19 protein-coding genes and 1 pseudogene are annotated in these 23115 nt (G+C 62.3%); 6 read left to right on the top strand and 14 right to left on the bottom strand.

Annotated elements, in window-relative coordinates; genetic code table 11:
• Window positions 1–43: 43 nt before the first annotated feature.
• Together ACQKRQ_RS00100 and bla are read right to left on the bottom strand one after the other, a co-directional pair.
• On the bottom strand, window positions 44–508 hold the full coding sequence (locus tag ACQKRQ_RS00100) for a DUF4126 domain-containing protein (RefSeq protein ID WP_427474603.1): 465 nt from the start codon (window positions 506–508) through the stop codon (window positions 44–46).
• A 258-nt stretch (window positions 509–766) separates the two neighbouring features.
• Window positions 767–1714, bottom strand: coding sequence for a class A beta-lactamase (gene bla, locus ACQKRQ_RS00095; RefSeq protein ID WP_427474602.1), 948 nt, complete (start codon window positions 1712–1714; stop codon window positions 767–769).
• Between the two features lie 100 nt (window positions 1715–1814).
• Here bla and ACQKRQ_RS00090 point away from each other — a divergent pair, with 100 nt between their 5' ends.
• Complete coding sequence (locus ACQKRQ_RS00090; protein ID WP_427474601.1) at window positions 1815–2693, top strand: LysR family transcriptional regulator; 879 nt, start codon at window positions 1815–1817, stop codon at window positions 2691–2693.
• On the opposite strand, the gene ACQKRQ_RS00085 is transcribed toward ACQKRQ_RS00090, so the two are convergent.
• Window positions 2690–2947, bottom strand: coding sequence for a hypothetical protein (locus ACQKRQ_RS00085; protein WP_132378856.1), 258 nt, complete (start codon window positions 2945–2947; stop codon window positions 2690–2692). The genes ACQKRQ_RS00090 and ACQKRQ_RS00085 overlap by 4 nt on opposite strands.
• Before the next feature lie 68 nt (window positions 2948–3015).
• The gene (locus ACQKRQ_RS00080; protein ID WP_427476014.1) at window positions 3016–3513 is read right to left on the bottom strand and encodes a lecithin retinol acyltransferase family protein; all 498 of its coding nucleotides are present in this window, start codon (window positions 3511–3513) and stop codon (window positions 3016–3018) included.
• 471 nt (window positions 3514–3984) lie between these two features.
• Between ACQKRQ_RS00080 and ACQKRQ_RS00075 the strand changes: the two genes are divergently transcribed.
• Together ACQKRQ_RS00075 and ACQKRQ_RS00070 are read left to right on the top strand one after the other, a co-directional pair.
• Window positions 3985–4272, top strand: a complete 288-nt coding sequence (locus ACQKRQ_RS00075; protein ID WP_132378858.1) for a hypothetical protein — start codon at window positions 3985–3987, stop codon at window positions 4270–4272.
• Between the two features lie 5 nt (window positions 4273–4277).
• Complete coding sequence (locus tag ACQKRQ_RS00070) at window positions 4278–5048, top strand: PP2C family protein-serine/threonine phosphatase (RefSeq protein WP_408177277.1); 771 nt, start codon at window positions 4278–4280, stop codon at window positions 5046–5048.
• 24 nt (window positions 5049–5072) lie between these two features.
• Here ACQKRQ_RS00070 and ACQKRQ_RS00065 read toward each other — a convergent pair whose 3' ends face one another.
• From ACQKRQ_RS00065 to ACQKRQ_RS00025, 9 genes are all read right to left on the bottom strand, one after another.
• Complete coding sequence (locus tag ACQKRQ_RS00065) at window positions 5073–6428, bottom strand: sigma-54 interaction domain-containing protein (RefSeq protein WP_408177278.1); 1356 nt, start codon at window positions 6426–6428, stop codon at window positions 5073–5075.
• Window positions 6428–9484 (bottom strand): peptidase domain-containing ABC transporter, encoded by a 3057-nt coding sequence (locus ACQKRQ_RS00060; protein WP_408177279.1) that lies wholly within the window; start codon window positions 9482–9484, stop codon window positions 6428–6430. The genes ACQKRQ_RS00065 and ACQKRQ_RS00060 overlap by 1 nt, the downstream gene beginning before the upstream one ends.
• Window positions 9485–9551: 67 nt before the next feature.
• Window positions 9552–10304, bottom strand: a complete 753-nt coding sequence (locus ACQKRQ_RS00055; protein ID WP_408177280.1) for a peptidylprolyl isomerase — start codon at window positions 10302–10304, stop codon at window positions 9552–9554.
• 37 nt (window positions 10305–10341) lie between these two features.
• A complete protein-coding gene (locus tag ACQKRQ_RS00050; RefSeq protein ID WP_132378868.1) occupies window positions 10342–11715 on the bottom strand; it encodes an HlyD family efflux transporter periplasmic adaptor subunit in 1374 nt (457 codons plus the stop codon).
• Window positions 11693–14275, bottom strand: a complete 2583-nt coding sequence (locus tag ACQKRQ_RS00045; protein ID WP_427474600.1) for an FHA domain-containing protein — start codon at window positions 14273–14275, stop codon at window positions 11693–11695. The genes ACQKRQ_RS00050 and ACQKRQ_RS00045 overlap by 23 nt, the downstream gene beginning before the upstream one ends.
• Before the next feature lie 229 nt (window positions 14276–14504).
• Window positions 14505–15959 carry an efflux transporter outer membrane subunit gene (locus ACQKRQ_RS00040; protein ID WP_427474599.1) on the bottom strand — a complete coding sequence of 485 codons (1455 nt, stop codon included), beginning with the start codon at window positions 15957–15959 and terminating at the stop codon, window positions 14505–14507.
• Window positions 15960–16185: 226 nt separating this feature from the next.
• Window positions 16186–16467 carry a hypothetical protein gene (locus ACQKRQ_RS00035; RefSeq protein ID WP_132378874.1) on the bottom strand — a complete coding sequence of 94 codons (282 nt, stop codon included), beginning with the start codon at window positions 16465–16467 and terminating at the stop codon, window positions 16186–16188.
• A gap of 303 nt (window positions 16468–16770) precedes the next feature.
• On the bottom strand, window positions 16771–17205 hold the full coding sequence (locus ACQKRQ_RS00030; RefSeq protein ID WP_132378876.1) for a DUF4399 domain-containing protein: 435 nt from the start codon (window positions 17203–17205) through the stop codon (window positions 16771–16773).
• 47 nt (window positions 17206–17252) lie between these two features.
• Window positions 17253–17756: a DUF4399 domain-containing protein gene (locus tag ACQKRQ_RS00025; protein WP_132378878.1), complete on the bottom strand. Its 504-nt coding sequence runs from the start codon at window positions 17754–17756 to the stop codon at window positions 17253–17255.
• A gap of 367 nt (window positions 17757–18123) precedes the next feature.
• On the opposite strand from ACQKRQ_RS00025, the pseudogene ACQKRQ_RS00020 reads away from it, so the two are divergent.
• Window positions 18124–18960: pseudogene (locus ACQKRQ_RS00020) on the top strand (caspase family protein); the annotation flags it as partial.
• Window positions 18961–19416: 456 nt separating this feature from the next.
• Window positions 19417–20097 carry a formylglycine-generating enzyme family protein gene (locus ACQKRQ_RS00015; protein WP_427476012.1) on the top strand — a complete coding sequence of 227 codons (681 nt, stop codon included), beginning with the start codon at window positions 19417–19419 and terminating at the stop codon, window positions 20095–20097.
• A 56-nt stretch (window positions 20098–20153) separates the two neighbouring features.
• Here ACQKRQ_RS00015 and ACQKRQ_RS00010 read toward each other — a convergent pair whose 3' ends face one another.
• A complete protein-coding gene (locus tag ACQKRQ_RS00010) occupies window positions 20154–22298 on the bottom strand; it encodes a protein kinase domain-containing protein (RefSeq protein WP_427474598.1) in 2145 nt (714 codons plus the stop codon).
• A 415-nt stretch (window positions 22299–22713) separates the two neighbouring features.
• On the opposite strand from ACQKRQ_RS00010, the gene ACQKRQ_RS00005 reads away from it, so the two are divergent.
• Entirely contained in the window at window positions 22714–22992 is a 279-nt protein-coding gene (locus tag ACQKRQ_RS00005) for a hypothetical protein (protein ID WP_408177286.1), read from the top strand.
• Window positions 22993–23115: the final 123 nt, after the last annotated feature.

The raw sequence follows: 23115 nt of genomic DNA, 5'->3' as shown, positions 1-23115 counted from the left end.
CCAAACCGCTTCAGCGAGGCGCCCCGCGTCTCGCTGAAGCGCATCAACGCAACGCCATCACGATCAACGCCGCGCCGACGATCGCCAACGCATCTTCGATCAACGCCGCCGGCTGGTCCCGTCCAAACGCACGCGCCATCGCGCCGCGGACTCTCGCGCCGCCCACGGTGCCGATCACAACGCCGATCAATCCCGCGATCAACCCGTTCCCTACTCCGCCATGCGCCGCACCGATCGCCGCACCGCTCAATCCGCCGAGCACGAGACGCGCGCCGAATTGCATCGGCACGGTACGGCTAGGGGTTTTCGGCAGTTGATCGGTGATCAGTTCGACGATGGCCAGCACCGTGAAGATATACGGCGTGGCGGTGAAGCCGAGAAATGCCAACGGGGTGTCTTGCAGCGGCAACCAGCCCAGATGCGCCGCCCAACTGACCGCGGCGGGCGCGGTCATCGCGCGAAGACCCGCCACAACGCCGATCAGCAATGCCAGGACATAGACAGACATAGGGGACTCCGAATCGAGGACAACGATGCGTGGTTGAACAAGCCGACGGCTTACCTGGACGAACGTCGGCAGAAGGTGTCGAGCATTTCCATGGACAGTCAACTTCTCACCGCATCCATCGAGGCCGATTCGCAGTTGCCTCCTTTCGGTGTGGCCCTAGTGTCGCATACTTCGATCGGCGCATCGGCGGCGATGACCGCCGGATTTATTGGCCATCGCATCCTTATCGCGTCGCGTGTGCTCCTGTCCGCGCCGAGATCAGATAGATGCCACCACCAGCGCGCCCACGTTCGCGATAGCCGCATTGCTGCGTGCCGCGTCGCCATCCGTTTCGGTCAGGTACACGGTTACCAGCACCGGACCGCGTCCGGGCGGCCACAGAATCGCCACGTCGTTGGCGGTGCCGTGATCGCCCGTTCCGGTCTTGTCGCCCACGCCCCACTCCTTCGGCAGCTTCGCGCGAATCCGTGCGCCGCCGGTCTCGTTGGCCGCGAGCCAGGCCAGCAGTTGCGCTCGCGACGACGAGGACAAATGCTCGCCGAGCAACAGCTCGCGCAGATTGCCGAGCATGGCATTGGGCGTGGTGGTGTCGCGCGGATCGCCGGGAATGGCCTCGTTCAGTGTCGGCTCGTTACGGTCCAGACGCGTGATGCCGTCACCGAGGCCGCGGGCGAACGCGGTCAACCCAGCCGGCCCGCCGAAGGTCGCCAGCAACAGATTCGCCGCTGTGTTGTCGCTGAGCGTGATCGCCGCCTTGCATAGCTCGGCGATGCTCATGCCCGCGTTACCGGTGAGTTCGCTTGTGTGCTTGCTCGTAGCCGGCGAGTTCGACACCACGTCGCTTTGTGAGAACACCACGCGCCGCTGCAAGTCTTCCTCGCCGCGATCCGTGCGCGCCAGTACGGCGCCCGCCGCCAGCACCTTGAAGGTGCTGCACATCGGAAAACGCTCGTCGGTCCGCAAGCCGGCGTGCAAGCCGGACATCGTATCGACGAGCGACACACCCAGCCGCCCGCCGCTCGCCGCTTCGATTTCAGCGAGCCGTCTACGGATCGCATCCGCCTTGGCCAGCTCGCGTCCTTGCGCCGCCGTGCCCGTTTTCACCGCCTTGCCGGATGCCTTGCCGAACGCGCCGGCACTGCCAACCGCAACCCCAGCTATCGAAACACCCAGCATCGCGCCCGCGAACTTCCGTCTTGTGATCATCGCCGCTCCTTTGTGTGAAGCCGCAACTATCGGTTTTCCGCCGGCTGCTGACAAACGATGATAAGTTAGCCAACTCACAAGAAAATCTTATGCCTTCGCCATGAGACCGTACCTTCCGTTAAACGCGCTGCGCGCCTTCGAATCGTCCGCCCGACACCTGAGCTTCACGCGCGCGGCGCTCGAATTGAACGTCACCCAGGCCGCCGTCAGCCAGCAGGTCAGGACCTTGGAGGAGCGGCTGGGCACCGCGCTCTTCAAGCGTCTGCCGCGCGGCCTCGCCATGACCGACGAGGGCCTCGCGTTGCGTCCGGTGCTGACCGACGCATTCGATCGCATCGAAGCCGTGCTCAAGCAATTCGAAGGCGGCCACTTTCACGAGGTGCTGACGGTCGGCGTGGTGGGCACCTTCGCGGTGGGCTGGCTGATGCCGCGCCTCAAGTCATTTCGCGACGCGCATCCGTTCGTCGAACTGCGGCTGCTGACGAACAACAACCTGGTCGATCTCGCCACCGAAGGTCTCGACTTCGCGATTCGTTTCGGCGACGGCACATGGCCCGGTTCGCTCGCGACCCGCCTGCTCGACGCGCCGCTCGCGCTGCTATGCACGCCGGAAATCGCGGCGCGTCTGTCGAAGCCGGAGGATCTCGCCGACGAGACCTTGCTGCGCTCCTATCGCGCCGACGATTGGATGAGCTGGTTCACCGCCGCCGGTATTCCGCCACGGCCAATTCGCGGGCCGGTGTTCGATTCGTCGCGGCTGATGGTGGAAGCGGCGATGCAGGGCGCGGGTATCGCGCTCGCGCCCGCGCTGATGTTCGATCACGAGATCAACACAGGCCGGCTGGTGCGCCCGTTCGAAGTGGAGGTTCACGCCGGCAGTTATTGGCTGACATGGTTGAAGGGCAAACCCATGACGCCGGCGATGCTGCTGTTCAATCAGTGGATCATCAAGAAAGCGTCTGCGCAGGCGCGGAGCTAGGCAGCTAGCAAAGCGCGGCGATGGCCATTCATTGCGGGCCGCTCCGCTTGCGGCGGAAACACATTCCACGAACCGTCGTCATGACGGAAGAAGAAGATCGACAGCAGACCGCTCGGCCGCAAGGCTTCCACGCACACATAGCGCTGATGTTGCGACGCACGGTGGCAGAACTGCACGACACGTGCGGGCATCGACGGGGTCGGGGCGAGCCATTTGTCTACGGCCCAATGCAAGGACTTTTCTGCGGCGGCCATGATGTTCTCCTTGAATCCTTGAATGATTGAGTCACTAAAATGAGTCACTGAAATTCGGTGTCGCCGGTTCAGGCCATTTGCGCGGAACCGTGAGCGCCCTTCGCGGTGCTTTCCACAAAAGCCTTCACGAGGCACACCAGTGCATGCATGCCGGTGCGCGGATGGCGCAGGCAGCAATGCACTTGTTCGCTACGGCTTTCGCCGAGCAGGCACCATGCGCAGAAGTGCTCGCAGTTGTTGGTCAGCAGGCGATAATGGTTTTCGCCGAGGCGGGAGCGTGCGCGGCGCACGGCTTCGTCGCCGACGTAGCGGGCGGACGGGGTTGAACGGATCGTCAGCGGATGGCCGGCGGCGAAACGTTCCAGTTCCACTTCCTCAACCGGGCCGCGATGCGCTGAACTCGCAAAGCCTGAGTAATGAACCACGCGGCCATTGCCCACATAAATGCCGTGGTGTTCGTACCCGGGGCGTTGCGTGACGAGATGCGCGCCGATCGGCAGGTCGATGGTGGACGCGGCGTCGCAGCGGTCTTCGCTGTTTTCGCTGCTGGTTTGGTTCGTGTTCATGGCTGGCCTCGCTTCGATTTCCAACACTGTTGCGAGATCTTTTGCATCATTCGGGCCATGTGCGCGAAAGCCTTTATTTAAAGGGCTTCGCGGGAAAACGAGACGTTCCGGATGCGACGAGTGTACGTTGCGGGCCGACAGAAATTTGGCCGAAGTGTTGGCGAGCGGCGCTCTTTTGCCGCTGCGGTGGAAGGGGATGTGCGCCGATTGAAACGGCGCGGCGAGCACGAGGAATGTGTTGGGTCGCGCACCGTTTCGAGTGCGGGCATGTTGGCTGCCAGCCGACCGATGAATTGATGCGCGCCGAAGCGCTCTATACGCATGCTCGCGGAATCGCCCGGCAATCAAGGCGTTACGACAAACCGCCTGAATCACTCACGAATTGGCATGGCACTTGCACTATAACGGCCAGATACTTCTTAACCGCGCGTCACCGCGCGCGTTACACACGCGGCCAACCGGAGAAACGACATGGCTTCTATTACAGTAAGCGACCTCTCGCTGAACCTCGCGCTAGACCGTAAAGCGATGGCGGCGATCCGCGGCGGCGGCGGCGCCCCGTGGGTGTACGGCTGGATTCAGCCTTATGTACGCGATACGCCGAGCTTTGGACCCGTCGTGAACCTGTACGATGTGACCAACAACTTCTATGCTAACCAGATGATCAACACGTTCCAGTCGGTCGACGTACGCAACACCGGCGCGAACTCGAACATCAGTGTCTCTCCCGACGCACGCAGCAGAAACGATACGGTGTAAGCGTTGTGACCTGTGCGAGCCAATTTCGCTGGACGTCGTCCGCGCGTTCCGACGCTGGGCGCGTCCGCGAGATCAACGAAGATGCCTGCCTCGACCAGTCCGCACTCGGACGCTGGGCCGTCGCCGACGGCATGGGTGGACACGCGGTCGGCGATCTGGCGAGCCGTCTGGTGATCGATGCGCTTGGCCGGCTCGCGTCACCGGTCAGCATGAAGTCCTTCGTCGCCGACGCGCGCGCGCGCCTGCAAACCGCCAATCGTCAACTGCGGGAAGAAGCCGCGCGCCGTCAGGTGCAGCGTATCGGCAGTACGGTCGTCGTGCTGCTCGCCTGCGATCGTTTCTGCGGCTACATCTGGGCTGGCGACAGCCGCCTGTACCTGCTGCGTCAAGGCAGCCTGCGGCAACTCACGCGCGATCACAGTCAGGTGGAAGCGCTCAAGTCGCTCGGCGTCCTCACCGAAGAAGAGGCGCGCCATCATCCGGCGCAGCATATGATCACGCGCGCGGTTGGCGCCACCGACGTGCTCGAACTCGACGACGATGCCATCGAGGTCGCGGACGGCGACGTCTTCCTTCTCTGCAGCGACGGCCTGAGCAACGAAGTCGGCGAAGAAGACATGCTCGCTGTGCTGAGCAAAACGGCCGGCGCGAACGCGTCTGAAGAACTCGTCGACCTGGCGCTCGCGCGCGGCGGCCGCGACAACATCACCGCCGTGGTCGTGCGTGCCGAAGACCCTAATGCGTCAGACAAAACTCTGCTTAACCCGGCGCCATGAAGCTATTGGCGTGACGCCGCGGTCTCAGGTCTCGTTGTCTTCATCGTCGTGGTCTTCAGCGCCGTTCTTGTTCCCGGCCGGCTGATTGCGGTTGCGGAAATCCTTCGAATGCAGGCCGTGTTTCTTCAGAAGCATCTGCAGATGCGAGCGGTTCATGTCGATACGACGCGCGAGTTCCGCGACCGTGCCGCTCACTTCTCGAAGGCCGCGCTCGAGAAAGGCTTTTTCGGCGTCGTCGCTGGCGGCACGCTTTGCGTCGCTCAGCGACATCAGGTTCGCCACGCTGATCGGCTCCTGCCCCGTCGCGGTCGCAGCGCTGGACGCCATCGCCGAGCCGGGCGCCGCCGGCCGCATGTCCACCGGCAAATGATCGACATCGGCCATATCGCCGGCCAGACACGACACCCGATACATCACGTTGCGCAACTCGCGGATATTGCCCGGATACGCATAGTTCAGCAGAAAGTCCCGCAGACGCGGCGTCATTCGCACGGGCCTGCGCTTTAAGGTGCCGGCGGCTTCATCGCCGAACCACGCGATCAGCAGGGGAATTTCATCGCGACGCTCCCGCAGCGGCGGCAACGTCACATGAATCACGCTGAGCCGGTAAAAGAGATCCTCGCGGAACTTGCCCTCTTCGCTGAGCTGCCGCAGATTGCGATTGGTCGCCGCGACGATGCGCGTATCCACCGCAATCGTCTCATCGGATCCGACGCGTTGGATCTCATGCGCTTCCAGCACGCGCAGCAGCTTCACCTGGCCGGCGAGCGGCAACTCGCCGATTTCGTCGAGAAAGATGGTACCTGTATGCGCGCTTTCGAATTTCCCCTTGCGATCGTTCGAAGCGCCCGTGAACGCCCCCTTGCGATGCCCGAACAATTCCGACTCCAGCAGATTGTCGGGAATCGCGCCGCAGTTCACTGAAATGAAGGGTTTGTCGGAACGCGAGCCGTTGGCGTGAATCACCTTCGCCATCAACTCCTTGCCCGTACCGCTTTCGCCGTCGATCAACACGGGTAAATCGGTCGGCGCCGCTTTCTCGGCGATTTCGAGCGATTCGAGCAGGCGTGGATTGTCGCCGAACGTCCCTTCGAAAATGAAACTGCGTTCGAGCAACGCTTTGCGGCGCGCGCCACGCGATAGATCGCCGCGCTCCTGCGGCTCCGCGGCCACCGCCGCTTGCACGAAGCGCTCCTTGTGCGAGAGCTGCATCACTTCGTCGCGCAACGAGGTGGCTTGCCGGAGCAGTTTGTCGATGTCCGCGCGCTCCAGCCGCGACGACCAGCGCAATGTCGAGCGCAAAATCTCGATCCGCTCGATCAGCCCCGCGTACGAAATCGCGGGGCTGGCCTCTTCAACCTGGTCGAGTATCTTCATCATCACGCACTCAACTGTTTCTGGACCAGCTGGTAATACATGCCGCCGCGCTGGATCAGTTCATCGTGACGGCCCTGTTCGACAATCGCCCCTTCGTACAGCACGAGAATCTTGTCCGCACGCATGATCGTGCTGAGCCGGTGCGCGATGATCACCGCCGTGCGGCCCTTCAGAATGTCGTGCATATTGCCGAGGATGTTGCTCTCCGATTGCGAGTCCAGTGCGGAGGTCGCTTCGTCGAATACGAGCAGACGCGGGTCGTGATACAGCGCCCGTGCAATGCACAGCCTTTGGATCTGCCCGCCGGACAACCCAATTCCGCGTTCGCCCACAATCTGCTCATATCCGAGCGGCATCTTGCTGATGAATCCATGCGCGTCGGCCATCTTCGCGACTTCCTCGATGCGGCGCCGGTCGGGCGCGTCGTCGCCGCTCGCGATGTTCTCCGAGATCGTGCCGGAGAACAGCAAATTGCTTTGCATCACATAGCCGATCTGCGCACGGTAATAGGCTTTGTCGACCACGCCGAGATCGTAGCCGTCGATCGTCATCTTGCCTTCGGTCGGCGCGTAGAAGCCGACCAGCAATTTGGCGAGCGTCGTCTTGCCCGACCCGCTGCGCCCGACAATCGCCACCAGTTCGCCGGGTTTGATATCGAAGCTGATGTTTTCGAGCACGTACGCCGAGTCGTTTTCGCCGTAACGGAAATAGACGCCGCTGAGGCTAATTTCGCCTTGCAGTTCGGGCAGCATCACACGTGAAGGCAAATCCTGCGGCTTCTGCTCGGGCTCGATATCGAGCACATCGCCGAGGCGCTCCATCGCCACACCCGCGTCGTTCAACATGCTCCACAAGCCGACCAGGCCCATGAGCGGCCCCAGTACGCTACCCATGAACGCGTTGAACGCGATCAACTGACCAATCGTCATTTCACGCGCGAGCACGAGATTCGCACCGACCCAGAGAATCGCAATCGTCGTCGCGGAGTTTAGCAACTGACTGCCGAGTCCTACGAGAATGTTGAACGCGTGCGCGCGATATTGCACTTCGAGCGCCTTCGCGTACTTCTTCTCCCAGCGCAGACGCACCGGCCGTTCGATACCCATGCCCTTGATGGTCTCCACACCGGCGAGCGCTTCCATCAGGAACGACTTCGATTCGGTCGACGCGGTGAACACTTCGCGCGCATAGCCTTTGATCTTCGGCGTGGCAATTGCGGTCAGCGCCATGATCGGAATGACGAACGCGATCAGCACCAGCGTCATCTTCACGTTGTAGACGAACATGATCGTGAAGTAGATGAACACCATCAGCAGATTCAGCGCCGTGGTGACGGTGGATTCGGTGAGGAACGCGCGGATCGTCTGGTTCTCCTGGAAGCGCGCGAAAATGTCGCCGGTCTTGCGCTTGGCGAAAAACGAAAACGGCAGCGACATGGTGTGCTTGAAGAACTGCGACATCATCGCGAAGTCCATGTTGCGCACCATGAAATTCGCGAGGTACGCGCGAATCGACGACATCAATTGCGAAAAGACATTGGCGATGATCAAGCCGCCAATCAGCAGATGCAGCAGGCTGACATTCTGATGCACGATCACGCCATCGAGAATGTTCTGGATAATCAGCGGGGGAATCACGCCCAATACCTGAATCACGAAAGTGGCTAGAAACAGGTGGCCGAGAATCTTCTTGTACGGCTTGAGGTACCCGACAAAGCGTATCCACGGCGAACGCGCGGCGGACATTTGCAGCAGATGCGGTCCACCTGTAAACAGCAAACAGGTGCCGCTCCAGCCGCGTTCGAAATCCTCCACGGTCATTTTTTTGAAGCCGACCGCGGGGTCCGCCACCCACACGTAATCCTTGGAGAGCCCGTACACCACGACGTAGTGATAGCCCTCCCAGTGCACGATGAACGGCAGATCGAAACCGCGCAACGAATCGAAGGTACATTGCACGCCGCGCGCCGTGAAGCCGAGCGATTCACCGGCGCGGGCGAGACTGTCGAGCGTCGCGCCCTGGGTCGTGACGTTGGCCAGTTCGCGCAATTTGCCGAGCGTCATCGGAATGCTGTAGTGGCGGCATACCATTGCAAGGCACGCTGCACCGCAATCCATTTCTTCGGCCTGTTCGACCAGCGCGAAGCGTTTGATGACTTTCTCGCCGAACTCGGGCTTGCTCTGCAAATCGAGCATCAGCGGCAGCTTGCGCCGCTGTTCGACCCGCTTTTGCCGCTGCAATTCGCGGTCGCCGTAGCGAATCCGCTCGTCGAGCACTTCGCGCAGCTTCGGATTGCGTTCGAGAATGAAATGGACCGTGCGCTCCGGAATGACCAGCAGCCGCGTATCGGTCGTCGCGACCACCGACGCCATCTGCTCCTGGCGCATCAAGCAAGCTTTCTCGCCGAATATTTCGCCTTCTCCGAGCGTGGCGAGCGTGTAGTCGTGCCCTTCCTCGTGCCGCACGATACGCACTGCGCCTTGACGCACCACGTACAGGCGCCGGTCCTCGCGTCCGTCCTGCTTGAGGATTTCCTTGCCTGCGGCCACTCGTTTCACGCCGACGCTGCGCACGTACTCTTCGAGTTCCGCCTTGTTCAGCTTGCCCCGCAGATCGAATAACTGCGCGACGAAACCGCCCGCCGAATTGATCGCCACGTAGCTGGCAACGAAAGCCAAGGCAGCCTGATTGCCGGCCATGACCGGTTCGATCGCGGCACGCGGAATGAACAGCAATTCGGTTTTCGCCGATGCCCGCACTGACGCTTCGTGGACATAGGTACGCAACATCGCAATATCGGCGAAGATCTCGCCCGACTTGCGCACCCCCATGCTGGTTTCCTTGCCGTGCTCTTCCGTGAAGATCCGCACGGAACCCGAGCGAATCACGTACAGCCCGTCAGCCGTCTCGCCCGCGGAACAAACCGTTTCGCCGAACGAATAGAAGCGCGCTTGCGCATATTCGGCAAGACGCTCGATCTCATCGCGCGAAAACGGCGAGAGAATTTCCACCGAGGTGAGAAACTCGGCTGCGGAAGGCGCGGTCTGGGGTGCATCCATGTGCTTGCGGACCTCGAATCGGCGTGTCGTTGCGTTGTTTCAATACGGCGTGCTAGCCCCGATCGGGCTAGCGCGCTTCGATCACGTGCTCCTGAGCGCGTGCGATCAGCCAGCCCTCGCGCAGCAGCCGCCGGACTTCGGAGGCCACGTCAGCGTCGAGGGTCGCCGGATATTTGGCCGTCACGGCGAAAATCTCGAAGCACGAGCGATCCGCCGACGGAAACGGACCAAGCAGATCGCCCACCGCCGCGTTGAAAATCTTCGCTTCGATTTCCGGCTTCAACGAGCCGCGCAGCACCTTGCCGATTACGCCGCCCGCTTCGCGCGTATCCGCAATCGAATGCTCGCGCGCCATGTCGGCGAAACTGTCGGGATCGTCGTGCAGGTACGAAATCATTTCCTTCGCCTTGCCCTCGCTGTCGAGCACGATGTGGCTCACTTCGATTGCATCGAACTTCGGCGAATTCAGCGCGAAGTAATCCTTGATTGCGACCTCGTTGCCGATCTCGTCGAGCATCTTTTCCTGATACAGGCCGTCGGTAATGAAGGCCTCGAATTCGTCGAGGCTGACATTGAGGGCGTCGAGGTACTGATTCATATCCGTCGCGCGATGCAAACCGCGCACACGGCGGAACTGATCGGCGCGTTGCTGGATTTCATCGGCGGTGACAGTCATGCCTTGCTTCTTCGCCGCGTGAACCGTGAGCTTGTCGCGCACGATCTGCTCGATCAGGCTCTCGAACTGGCCGGTCAGTTTCAGAAGACGAATAAATTCGGCCACGTCCACGACTTCGTCATCGATTCGCACTATCGCGGTCATTTCTTCCGCTCCTTTAATTGACGTGTGATCCGCGCGGTCATCCCGCAACCTGCCTGAACGGATCGAGACCCAGATCGATCAGGCGCCGCTCGCGCACCACGATCTCAGCGCTTGCCGTCATGCCGTAACGCAACGGATAGCGCGTGTCGGCAATCTGGTAGTAATTTTTGTCGAGCGTGACGCGGCCTTCGTAGACCGGCTGCTTGTCCGTCGCCGACGGCTTGGTGGCCGGCGAAATATAGGCCAGCGTGCCGCTGATCAGCCCATAGCGTTGATACGGAAAGGCGTTGAATTTGAGCTTGACGGGCAGGCCCTCATGCAGAAACGCGCGATCGTGTTCGGCGATTTCGATCTTCAGCACGGGCCGTGCGTCTTTGGGCGCAATGCCGCCGAGCGGCGCGTTCGCCTGAATCTTGTCGCCGCGCTGCGTCGACGTCACGTCGGTGATGACGCCCGAGACCGGCGCGAGAATCAGCAGGAAATTGTCTTTGTCGATGTTCTCGAAGCGAATCCGCGCGGCCGCTTCGGACACCAGCCGCGCACTTTGTAGTTGCAGGCGCAACTTGTCTTCCGCGTCGGTAATGTCGCGCACCGCCGAATCGTATTGAAGCTGCAAGTCGGTGGTCTGCTGGCCGCTGGTTTCCAGTTGCGCATTTGCCTGCGTATATTCGTGGCTCAAGCGGAAATCCAGCTCTGCGAGCTTCGATTGCGCCACACGGTACGCGTTATCCGCTTCCATCGCCGCAGTGCGTTTCTGCTCCACCTGCAATTCGGCAATGCCGCCGCCGCCCGGCTGCGCGAAGAGACGCGAGTAGCGGTCCAGTTCCTGACGCGCCGCTTCACGCGTGCGCCGGGCATTGTCGAGGATGCTGCGTGCTTCGTCGAGTTCGGCCTTCTGCCCTTCCGCGAGTTTGGTCGTGCCTTCGGAGACGCGATTTTCGTGCTGGCGCGCTTCCACTTCCATCTGCGTCTTGAGCGCGGCGGCTTTGCGCTCCAACAGCGCCTTCTTCTCGGGGAATTGCTTCCAGTCGCGCTCGGCGTCTTCCAGTTTGAGTTGGGCTTGCAAGGCGTTGCTGGCGGCCTCGATCGCGCCGCGCGCATTCAGGCGCGCGAGCACGTCGCCTTTCGACACCGGTTGCCCCTCGGCGATATACAGATCGGCGAGTTCGCCGTCGATCGGCGCATAGATCCGGCGCACCTCCGATTCCGGCGACAAAGTGCCTTGCGCGCTGACGATCACGTCCGCACGTCCCACGAACGACCACAACAGCCCGACCACGACCAGCGCGACCATCGCCCAGATCAGCGCGCGCGCGAGCCGCACTGGCTCCGCCATCAGAATCGCGATGCCCTCGACGCTGTGATCCTCCAGCGCCTCCGACAACGGCCTAGGGTGATTGTCGCGTTTCACTCTGCTCGCCCCCGATCAATGCCAGCTTCGCTTTCAGAAGTCCCGGATCCAGCACCATGCGCAACTCCGTCAGCGAACGGCGCTGCAAATTGGTTTCGGCCTCGATATCCGCAAGCAGCCGGTCGAAGTCGGCGGGATGATCGGCCTTCAGTTGCGTGTAGATGCGCATGCCCTGTTGCGCCGATGTTTGCGCATCGGAAAGCAGACGCGCCTCGCTGCGAAATCCCGGCGAAATACCGGCTTCGAGACGCTGCGTACCGCCGATCGAGCCACCCGCGCGATACTGTTTCCACAGACTCTGGGCACGCAACATCAAGTCTTGCGCACGCGCCAGCGCTTTGTCGTGCAAGGCGGCGACGTCTTTCTGGATCGACTGCAGGAACCACACGTCCGTTGCCGGGTCGAGGCTCGCGTAGAACGACAGAAGGCGCTGGTCGTAATCCTTGTCGCCGTGCGTCTTCTGCAATTGCGCGTACTGATCGACCAGTGCCTTCTTGTGCGCCAGTTCCGCCGCGAGCACGTCGGACCAGGGCCCTGCGGGCATGGCCTGCAAACCGGCCAGCGCCTGTTGCGCGTCGCCACGCCGCCATGCCGCTGTCACCGCGTCATGGCGCGCAATCACGTCTGACGAAGGCAAACGGCTGGCCGCCAGCTGCTGAAATTGAGCCTGAAAAGGCGGCGTGCTGAAGCGCGCCGATTTCAACATGGCGAGCAACGGCACCAGTTGCCGGCTCAACGCGGCGTTCAACAAATCCGTGTATTGGCGCAAATCCTGACGCACCCGATCAATGCCGGCGAGACGCGGATAGCGCTGCGCATAATCGTCGAGCACGGGAGGCAGCGCGTCGGGTTTGTCGCGCGCCAGTTCGGTGCGGATCGTCCCATTCAGACGGTCGATGGCGGCGAGGTACACCGAATCGTCGCTTTCCAGCTTACGCAGATGGCTCAGCGCCTGCGCATAGGGATCGGCGAACACGGGCACGTAGGAAGCGATGCGGTCAAGCGCGCGCTGATGGCTCTTCGCGTCGTCTTCCCAGCGTTGCAGCAGGTTGTCGATCGTGCCCTCGTCCACGTACATGCGAATCGGAGCGTCCATGCCGCCGCGCGCCGCGACGAAACGCTCCAGATCGCCCACCCATTGCAACTCGCCGATCAGCGACGCGGCGTCCGCATTGTTCGCGCTCAGCGAGCGCATCTCCTTGAGCAACGCGTCGGCTTGATCGAACTGAGCCTTTTGTAACGCGTTCAGCCAACTGGGGAGCTTCGCCTTCAACAACGCTTCGCTCGCTAGCGCGCTGACTTTGGTGTCCGTGGGATGGTTCGCCAGATAGCCCGATGCCGCCGTGACCGCGCTCGTGTAATCGCCGTTCGCCAGCAGGTTCTTCAACTCGCGCTCCGACGAACCGCGCATGTAAAGCGCCGACGCAATCGCCACTATCACCACGACGCCTACGCCGCCCCATGTCGCCATGCGCCGCACGCTCGCGCGATCGTCGATTGCAAACGCCTTGCCGAGTTCGCCCGCGAGCAAGCGCCAACGGCGCGGCCGGCCCTTCGCGGCGGCCGTGCTGGCAGCGCCACTCGCACCGTTGGTTCCGTTCGTGCCAGTCGCCCCTCTTGCCGTGCCGGTCGGCGCGTCGCGCTTCGCATGCGCGGACGCGGCCTGTGCCGCCTCGTTGACTTCGTCTTCGCGTTGGAGGCCGGGGTCGACGCAAAAGATATCGAGGAATGAATGCGCGGCGCCGACGAAGGTGGTCTTGTCGGGATCGGCTGCTTCGTCGGCGGCCGGATTGAGGAATAGTTGTGTCACGGTGGGCTCGACTTCAGGGGGTTTCTGCAGCGTCACCCTGTAGACGAAGTGGTCTCCGCCAAATGCAACGAGATCGCCCTCTACCAGTGGCAGCGCGGACTCGTCCAGCCGCTTTCCGCCGACGAATGTGCCGTTGGTGCTGCCGAGATCTTCGACATAGAGCTCGCCACCCTTCAGAAAGATATGCGCGTGACGGCGCGAGATGTAATTGACCTGATGCGGATAGCGGTCCTTGTAGCGCGAGAAGACTTCGTCCGCTTTGCTGACCAGAAACGGAAATGCCTGCACCTCGATGGGTTGCAGGCCGAGATCGTCGCGCTGCGGCACGAGCAGCAATCCCAGTGCGGTGGGCGAACTCGCGGCCGCCACGATACGCGCGCGCGGCTCAATGCTCACCCGGTAGCAGAGCTCGCCGCCGAAGCACAGTTCGTCGCCGGCGCGCACGCGGGCCGGTGTTTGCCGCACCGCCACGCCGTTCACCGTCGTGCCGTTCTTGCTGCCGAGGTCGGCGACGTAGACCGCGCCGTGTTCCGTGAAAACCCGCGCATGACGGCGCGACAGGCGCGCAATCCGCTCGGCGGGATAGTCGGTAAAAGGTGCCTCGCTGCGCCCGATTGCAAACAGGTTGTCGACGATCCGGATCGCGTCGAGCGCGGGACGTTGCGCGGACGCAGCCGGCGACAACACCACGTCGAACGCGGCGTCTTCTGTCGCGCGCATCTCAGCAATCGGAGCTTCGCCGGCGGCCATTTTATCTGGATCACTAAGCGTTTACCCGTTGCGGCGAGAGCGCAACGGAAACGGGACGAAGGACTACGGCGGAAAGATATTGTTCGAGTGAGCCGTGCAAAAACCAGCCCATTAAAGATTGTAAGTCACACATGGCGAGTGTCAATTTTCCGATCGTCGAATTATGAAGGCAACGAGTGCGTCAGATACAGCCGAAATACCCACGCTGCGCGCCACATTGCGGATTAGCTCAGTGTTCCTTTACTTCAGCCTGCACGTCGACGCTCGGCCAGCCGCCGCCCAGCGCTTTATAAAGCAGCACCGTGTCGGACAGTATCTGTTGATGGTTGGCGAGCAATTCCTGCTGCGCCTCCAGCAAGGTCCGTTCGGTTTCGAAAACCTCCAGTTGCGACACCACGCCGAGGCGCAATTGCGACTGGATCTGGTCCGCGACGATTTGCAGCCGCGACACCTCCTGCTGCAACTCCACCCGCTGTTCCTTGTGCGAATTCACATTGACGAGCGAGTTTTCCACTTCCTCGAACGCGGTCATCACCGCCGCGCGATACTGCTGTTCGGCCACCGTCGATTGCGCTTGTGTGACTTTCACATGCGCCCGCACGCCGGGATCGAGCAGCGGAATGTTGATGCTGGGCATGAAGCCGTACGTGAACGATTTCAGCAGATCGGTCAGCGCGAAACTCGCGGTGCCGGCGTGTCCGGTCAGGCTGATGGTCGGCAGCTGCGCGAGCTTGGCCTGTCCGACGAGGTCGTACGCTTCCAGCACTCTGAACTCGGCGGCCACCACGTCGGGACGGCGCGCCAGCAGTTGGGCGGGCAAGCCGTCCGGCACGGGCGGCAATTGCACGCGCTGCTGCAAATGCCCCTTGGGCATCCGGAACTCGCCCGCCGGCACGCCGATCAGCGTGCAAAGCGCGTTATTGGCCAGCGCGCGTGAACGGCGCAGGTCGAGCAGCTGATTGGTCAGGCGGTTGATCTCCGCTTGCTGGCGCAACACCTGGGTTTGCGGTATGAGGCCGTTGCGGCGCTGGCCGTCGTAAATCGCGAGAATCTGCCGGTTTGTTTCGAGCGTTTTCTGTTGCTGCTCGATCTGGTCGTCGAATTGCAGAATCTGGAAGTACGTGCTGGCCACGTTCGACACCAGTTCCAGATAGCCGGCGCGCCAGTCCGCCTCGCTGGCATGGAATTCGGCCTTTTGCGCCTGCACGCCCTTTTCGACTTTGCCCCAGATATCAATGTCCCAGTTCACCTGCGTCGCGAGGTTGTACTGCTTGGAGAAGGTCTGGTGCGTGGTCTTTTCGAAATCGGCGCCGAAGCCGAGATCCATGGTCGGCAAGGCGCCCGCTTTGGCTTCGCCGATCTGCGTGCCGGCCACGTCGATACGCGCGGCCAGTACCTTGATATCGAAGTTGCCGGCAATCGCTTTCGCGATCAGCGTGTCGAGATAGGGATCGTGGAAGCCTTTCCACCAGTCCGGTTCGATCGTCGCGGCGGCCGATACGGGCGCGCCTTTCTGATCCGACCACGAGGCTTTGGCGGGCGTGTCCGGACGCTTGTAGTCGGGCATGCTGACATCGACACAGGCCGACAGCGAAAGCACGCATATCGTCGCCGCGCAAACGCAGCGCAGCGCAGATGTCCTGCGGAAGAAGCGCTGACGAGCTGATGAAAGCAACGCTGACACGATGGTCTCCGATGGCGCCCAATTCGTTGCACGAGTGGAGCGCGCCCTTTAAGTAAAGCATCTCCTGCGCGGCTTCACCATCGAAGCGATGCAAGAAGATCGGCGCGGGAATCGGGCGGTGAAACGGGGGGTCGCGTGAAAAGAACGATTGGCTGCGAAATCTTTTTGAGGAGCGGCCGATAAGAGTCCGCGGAGGCTGTCGTGCCTCCGCGGCGGCCTGCGCCGTTTAGTGCACGTTGATGTTGTTGCTGGCGTACACGTGCGGATTGATCGTGGACGAGATGCCCGAGACGAACGCTGCGTTGTTGCCGTTGGCGTTCTGAATGTTCATCGTCGTGTTGATCAGCTGGGTGGCGTCGACGGTCTTGCTGTTGTTCGGCGCATACACGGGCATGAAGTTGAAGTACGACGAGGACGGATAGTAGCCGGTGCCGCCGCGCACGGCGCTCATGGCCTTGCTGTCGAGTTGTTCGGTGATGGACAGGTCTTTGATCATCAGCGTGTTCATGGTAAATCTCCTGGGAAGGGAATACAGCACAGTTTGCGGTTGGGTTCGAGCAACTTGTCTGCTCGAGTGTCACTAACGCATGGGCTGTGCCAGGATTGCTTTCCTATCCTAAGAAATGTGCCGGAATGCTGTAGATAAAGGGTTGCGGGGCTGGCAGTGAGGCGGACGTGAGACAAAGCGGTGAAGCGGCGTCCGGAGGATGGTGGATTGCGGCCAACAACCCGTGCGAAATTGTTGGCTGCGGCGTGACACTGAGGCGCTAACCGATGCGCCGCGTCACGCCGCGCAATACGCAACCGCGCGTCACCGCGCAATGACGGTGATCTTCTTCGAATACACCGGCGGATTGTGCGGCACATGCATGTCGTCGCCCATCAGCAGCTGCAACGTGTGCTTACCCGGCGGGAGTTGAATCATGGTCTCCGTTTCACCCGCGCCGAAGTGCAGGTGATTGCGATCCGATGGAATCTCCTGATCCATCGGCGGCAAGTCAGTGTCGATCAGCAGATGATGGTGACCGGTATTCGGATACTTGACGCCTTTCGGCGCTACGCCCATGTAGCGCAGGCCGAACCACACCTTGAACGGCTTGTTGGCAGGGACGACCTGGCCATCGTTGGGATAGCCGATATACGCATAGGCGCCGGCCGGCGCCGGCGTGCTGCCTGCAAGGGCGACATTCGGCGAAGCCAATGCCGCCGACATGACGAGCGCCGCGACCGCGATGATCTTGTACATGAAGGTCTCTCCGTCCTGACGGACCCGCTTTGAACGAACGGATCGCGCTAGTCTTTTAGCACGGTGATGGTGATCTTTTTCGAATACACAGGCGGCACATGCGGCACGTGGTTGTGGTCGCCGAGAATGAGTTGCAGCGTGTGCTTGCCCGGCGGCAACTCGATTCGCGCGTCCGTCTCACCCGCGCCGAAGTGCAGGTGATTGCGATCCGATGGGATTTCCTGATCGAGCGGCGGCAGATCGGTGTCGATCAGCAAATGGTGATGGCCGGTGTTGGGGAATACGACGCCCTTCGGGCACACGCCCATGTTCCGCAGTCCCATGCGCACCCACAACTTGCCGCCGTGAATCACCGTGCCATCCGATGGCCAGATGATGTATTCCTCGGCGCCCGGCGGCGACGCCGTTTGCTCGGCTGCCGCAAAGACGCTCGGCACCATGTTGCCGAACATGAGGACGAGCGTCGCGCGCAAAGCCCGGCGCAGCGCCTCGCGACGCGCATTCGATCCATGACGCACGTCGAGAACAACGGGGGTAACGGTTCTTCGCATAGCGCACTCTCCCGAAGAGTGGTCATGGCCAGGTCGGCTGCACAAGGCAGGCCGGGCGTTCCGGCTGGATGTCGCGGGCGCACGCGCGATTGGACGGCCACTTGGTTAAAACGAGCTTGCCGCCCTACTTTGTGAATTAGCTTAGGTCGTAACTTGCCAAAAAGATACGCCACACTCGTTAACCGTATAACGCATTCGGGGCACGCGGACAGTTGTGGCGCGCAAAGCGCGTGCTATCGTTATTAAGAGGTTGCAGATGGATGGTCGATAGCGGCGTCGATGTTTCTCGCAATTCACTCCAGCAGTTGATGCGAGTAGCGTGGTCCTCGATTGCCTATGTTCTGTCCGGAACAAACAGGATGTAAAGATGTGGCGAATATTCATGCTGGTGTGCGTGGCCGGGGCGATGCAGGTGCATTGGGGCGACGCTTTTGCGGCGCCGCAACGTGACGGCGCCGAGCGCGATACGAGTGCGGCGAGTTTGCCGCTCACGCTGGTCACTCCGTTCACGCCGCCACAGGGCAATCTGCTTTCTCCACGTATCGCGCTTGTGATTGGTAACGGCGCGTATGGTGCGGACGGTGTGGATCGTACGGATCGCACTGACACGCAAGTGGACGCGCTGCGAGAGAACGCGCCGCGCGACGCCGAAGCCATGCGCGGCAGGCTCCAAACGCTCGGCTTCGACGTCATCTTGCGCACGAATGCGACGCCGCAGCAAATGCGCGAGGCCATCGGCGAATTCCATCAGCGCTTGCGGCCAGGCGGTGTTGGCCTCTTTTATTTCGCGGGACACGGCATGCGAATCGGCCCGCAAACATTGCTCATCCCAGCGGGAGTGGATGCCCGCTCGCCGGCTGAGGTCGTGAGCAACGGTGTCGATTTGCACGCCGTATTGCAGGCCATGCGCGGAGCGCGTGACGGCCGGCTCAATCTGGTGATCCTCGACACGTGCCTGAATAATCCGTTCTCAGCGGACGTGACGGACGATACGGCTGCGCTTCCCGGCAAAACCGTGGTTGCCTACGCCACCGCGCCCGGCGGATTCGCAGCGGACGGCACACGCCACGGTGTCTATACGAATGCATGGCTTCACGCGCTCGACAGCGCTCCGTCGCTGGCGCTGCCAGATCTGTTGCAACGCGTCGCAGCGCAGGTTCGCGACGCGACCGGCGGCGAGCAATCGCCGTGGCTTGCCTCGTCGCTTCCTCAGCCCTTGCTGACGGCCGATGCTGCGTCCACAGCTCGGGATAATCCCTTGGTCGCGCTGCATAGCAGAGGCATCCTGCCGAAAGACAGCAGCGAACAATACGAAATCACGTTCTGGAATTCGATCAAGGACAGCAACTACCCGGGCGACTACGAGGCATATTTGAAGGCTTATCCGAACGGCCGCTTCGCCACGCTCGCTCATGCGCGCATCGACCGCTTGCGTGCCGCGGCGACGTCGAACACGCCGTCCACCGCCACGCCTGCTGCGCCTTCAGTTGCACCCGCGCCGCAAGCCGCGCGGCCAACGCCGCCGGCTAGCACCCCGGCACCCAAGCCCACTGCAAGCGCTGCTCCGCCGGCCGCACCACCTGCAGCAGCGGTCGCGCAAAAGCCCGTCACGCATGCGCCGGTTGCCGGCGAAAGCCGCGATTGCGCCACCTGTCCGATCATGATCACCGTGCCCGCGGGTTCGTTCTCGATGGGCAGCAGTACCGACGACCCGTCCGAAAAGCCCGTTCATCACGTGACCATTGGCGCGCCGTTCGCGATCGGCAAGTACGAGGTGACGGTCGACCAGTGGAACGCGTGCGTCGCCGCCAATGGCTGCCAGAAGCTCACGCCGGAAAGCAACACCAACAAGGCCGCACCGGCGCGCGACCTCAGTTGGGACGACGCGCAGCAATACGTGAAATGGTTGAGCAAGACCACCGGCAAACCGTACCGCCTGCCCACCGAAGCGGAATGGGAATACGCGGATCGCGGCGGCACCACGACCGCCTACTGGTGGGGCGATCAGATGCGCAAGGGCAACGCCAATTGCAAGGACTGCGGCGAACCGTGGCACAAGGAAGGGCCCGAGGCCGCCGGCTCGTTCGCGCCGAATCCGCTCGGCCTGTACGACATGAACGGCAGCGTCTGGGAATGGACCGCCGACTGCTGGCACAACTCCTACCAGGGCGCACCCGCCGATGGCCACGCATGGGACAGCCCCGGCTGCGACATGCGCGTGATTCGCGGCGGTTCGTGGCGCGAAGGCGGCAGCTACATGCTCAGCGCGACACGCTTCAAGTACAGCTCGGGCGTGCGTCAATCGCAGGATGGCTTCCGGGTCGTCAAAGATCTCAAGTGACTTGTCGGCTTCGCGGACGGTTCATAGCCGGCTCGCGAGCCGCGCTCGCACGCCGCTCATGGCGAGCGTGGTTTCGTCGTGATCGGCGCGAAATCGGCGACGATGTGATCGTGGCCGTATTTGCCGCCGATCTGCGCAAGCCGCGTGTCGAGTGCGCGCAGATAGTCGGCGCGCGATTCGCTCTCCGGGCGCGGCTTATCGAAGAGCGGCGCCGGCGTGATCAGCAGCACGACCATCTCCGATCCGAACGGCTTTGAAATGATCCAGTCACCCGCGCTGCCGATCGTGGCGGCGTAGTGCGGCGGCGCCTGATTGTCCTTCGCGCGCGGGCTCGGCACCATGTGCACGACGCTGCCGTCGAGCTGGTAGTAGTCGAGGTTCACATACGAGTCGTAACCCGGCGTGGTGACGTCGACGACCAGCGGGTTGCCTTCGCTCAACTGGCCACCTGGCGGCCGCACATGCAGGGCCGCGACGTGGCCGGCCTGCATGTTGTGAATCCAGTAGGGCGCGAATGCTTTGATGGTGTCGCATTTGTCGTCGGCGAGCGGCTCGACCTGGAGCGTCAGCGTATCGACGCCCGGCAACGCCGCCAGCGTGTCCTTCAGATGCGCCGCGCCATAGCGTTGCGAGACGTAGCCACGCACCGTCAGTGAGTGGTCCTGGACTGACGCGGACAGCGCCGAACAGGGCACTTGCGCCAGCGCCGGCGTGATGGCGGCAAGGGTCAGCGCCGGCTTCGGCGCGGGCGCCGCCGGTCGCGTGGCGGGCGCGGCCGCAACCGGACTTGCCGGCGGTGCCGCAGGCGGCGCGCTCACCGGCCCCGACACCGTTCCTTCCGATGACGACGAACCCGTCTGCTCCGCCAAAGCCTGCGAAGCGCCCGCCTGCGTCTGTGATCCGCTGTGCCGGGTCGGCGCCGAGCGGAACGCGAACACGCCGACCGCCGCCGCGCACACCACCGCGAAACTCGCGAGCCCCACCTTCGCCAGGGTGCCCGACTTTTCCGCACGCGCTTCGTTATCGAACTCCGCGATGAAGCGCACCACGCTCGGCATGCGCGAATTGCGGTCGAACGACAGCGCGGCACGCAGCGCACGCCATTGCCTGGAATCGAGATTGGCCGGCCGCTGCGGCTTGAAATCGGCATTGCGGGCTTGCGTCGCCGACAAGCGGTCGAACGGATGGTGACCGGTCAGCAGCTCGTACGTGATGCAGCCGAGCGCGTAGATGTCGTCGCGCGGATCGGGCTCGCGGTGCTCGATCATTTCCGGGCTCGCATACGCGGGCGTCAATGCGCCGAGGCTGCCCGGATCGAACACGGTTGCATCGCTCTCCTCTTCCGGACGCTGGAACACGCGGGCAATGCCGAAGTCGATCACCTTGACTTCGGCATTCGTCGTGAGAAACACGTTGGCGGGCTTGAAGTCGCAATGCACGAAGCCGCGTTCGTGCGCATAGGCGAGCGCGCTGCACATGCCGCGCACGATCGGCAGCGCCGCACGCACCGGCATGCCCTGGTAGCCCGGCGTGCGCAGCAACTGGCTGAGCGGCTTGCCGGACAGGTACTCCATTGTCAGATAGACGATCGGCCCGTCGCGGTCGAAGTCGTACACCGTAATGATGTTGCGATGCGCAAGCACTTGCGCCTTGCGCGCCTCGCGCTGCAACGCCACCAGCGAATTCGGGTTGCCGCGGAACTGAACGTTGAGCACCTTGATGGCGAGATACGGCTTGCGATCCGAGGCCTCGAGCTTGCGCAGATCGAGTGCCTTGTACACCGTGCCCATGCCGCCGACCCCGAGGCATTCTTCGAGCACGAAGCGGTTGTTGAGCGTGTCGCCGGTGCCTTTGATCTGGTCGTGTCCCGCCGCACTGCCGGTGCCCGCTGCATTGGCCGAGCTTCCCGCGCTGCCCGCGCTGGCTGACCGTACCGACGGAATCTCGACAGTGGTCTGGATGCCGGTTTCGTCGCCGCCCGCCGCTACGTTCGACACGCGCAACTGCTCGATGCGTCGCCGCACTTCCACGTAGAGATCGTCGGGGAGGGGCGCCTTGCGATGTGCCGCGCCAAGCATGTCCAGCAGCTGCGTGGGGCCGAGTCCTTCGGTCGTCAACGTGCTGTCGAGTTGAGCCACGAACTCGTCACGGGACAGCTCGCCGTTCTGAAAGTCGTGAATCACACGCGCAAGGCTAGCCATTTGTGCGAAGCGCCGCCGCTGCCGTTGGGCCGGATCGCGCGCGATCCAAACCTCTCGGGCTGATAGAGAACCTTTCGTAACCAGTTACATGTGCCGCTTCGATACTAGCTCCCGCTCCGTGCTTTCGCAAACCAGGATTGGCCCGCTGCCTGCGCGGCGAGCCCGAGTCGTGCGACATCCAACAGCATGCAGTGGTCTGTCGGGCATATGCCGTCAGTCGTTCATCGCTTCCACGCGGCTGTTCGCTGGTGCGAACCCGGCACTGCAACGCGAAACCCTTGTGCAGCAGGCCTCCACCAGCTTTCTTAGGAACCTTGAATATAACTGGCACAGCCCGTGCATTAGTGATACCCGAGCAGACAAGTTGCTCGCACCCAACCGCAAGACCCTGACCTTTACCTTCTGGAGACTCACCATGAACACGCTGATGATCAAAGACCTGTCCATCACCGAACAACTCGACAGCAAGGCCATGAGCGCCGTGCGCGGCGGCACCGGCTACTACCCGTCCTCGTCGTACTTCAACTTCAGCCCCGTCTTTGCTCCGAACAACAGCAAGAAGGTCGATGCCACCCAGCTGATCAACACCGAACTGAACCTGCAGAACGCCAACGGCAACAACGTCGCGTTCGCCACCGGCATCAGCTCGACGGTCAACCCGTACATCTCCACGAGCAACAACATCCACGTGTAATACGCGGCCAGGCGAGGCGACCGGTTCGCCGGTCCGCTTCGCCTGCCCACGATTACCCCCGTCTTCCGCGCACCTTTGGAGAAGCACCATGTCATCCCTCATGATTCGCGATCTGTCCGGCAC

This window comes from Paraburkholderia sp. NPDC080076 (genome assembly GCF_050281145.1).
GTDB lineage: Bacteria > Pseudomonadota > Gammaproteobacteria > Burkholderiales > Burkholderiaceae > Paraburkholderia.
The sequence above is the reverse complement of the archived record's forward strand: the minus strand, read 5'-3'. Positions and strand labels throughout refer to the sequence as shown.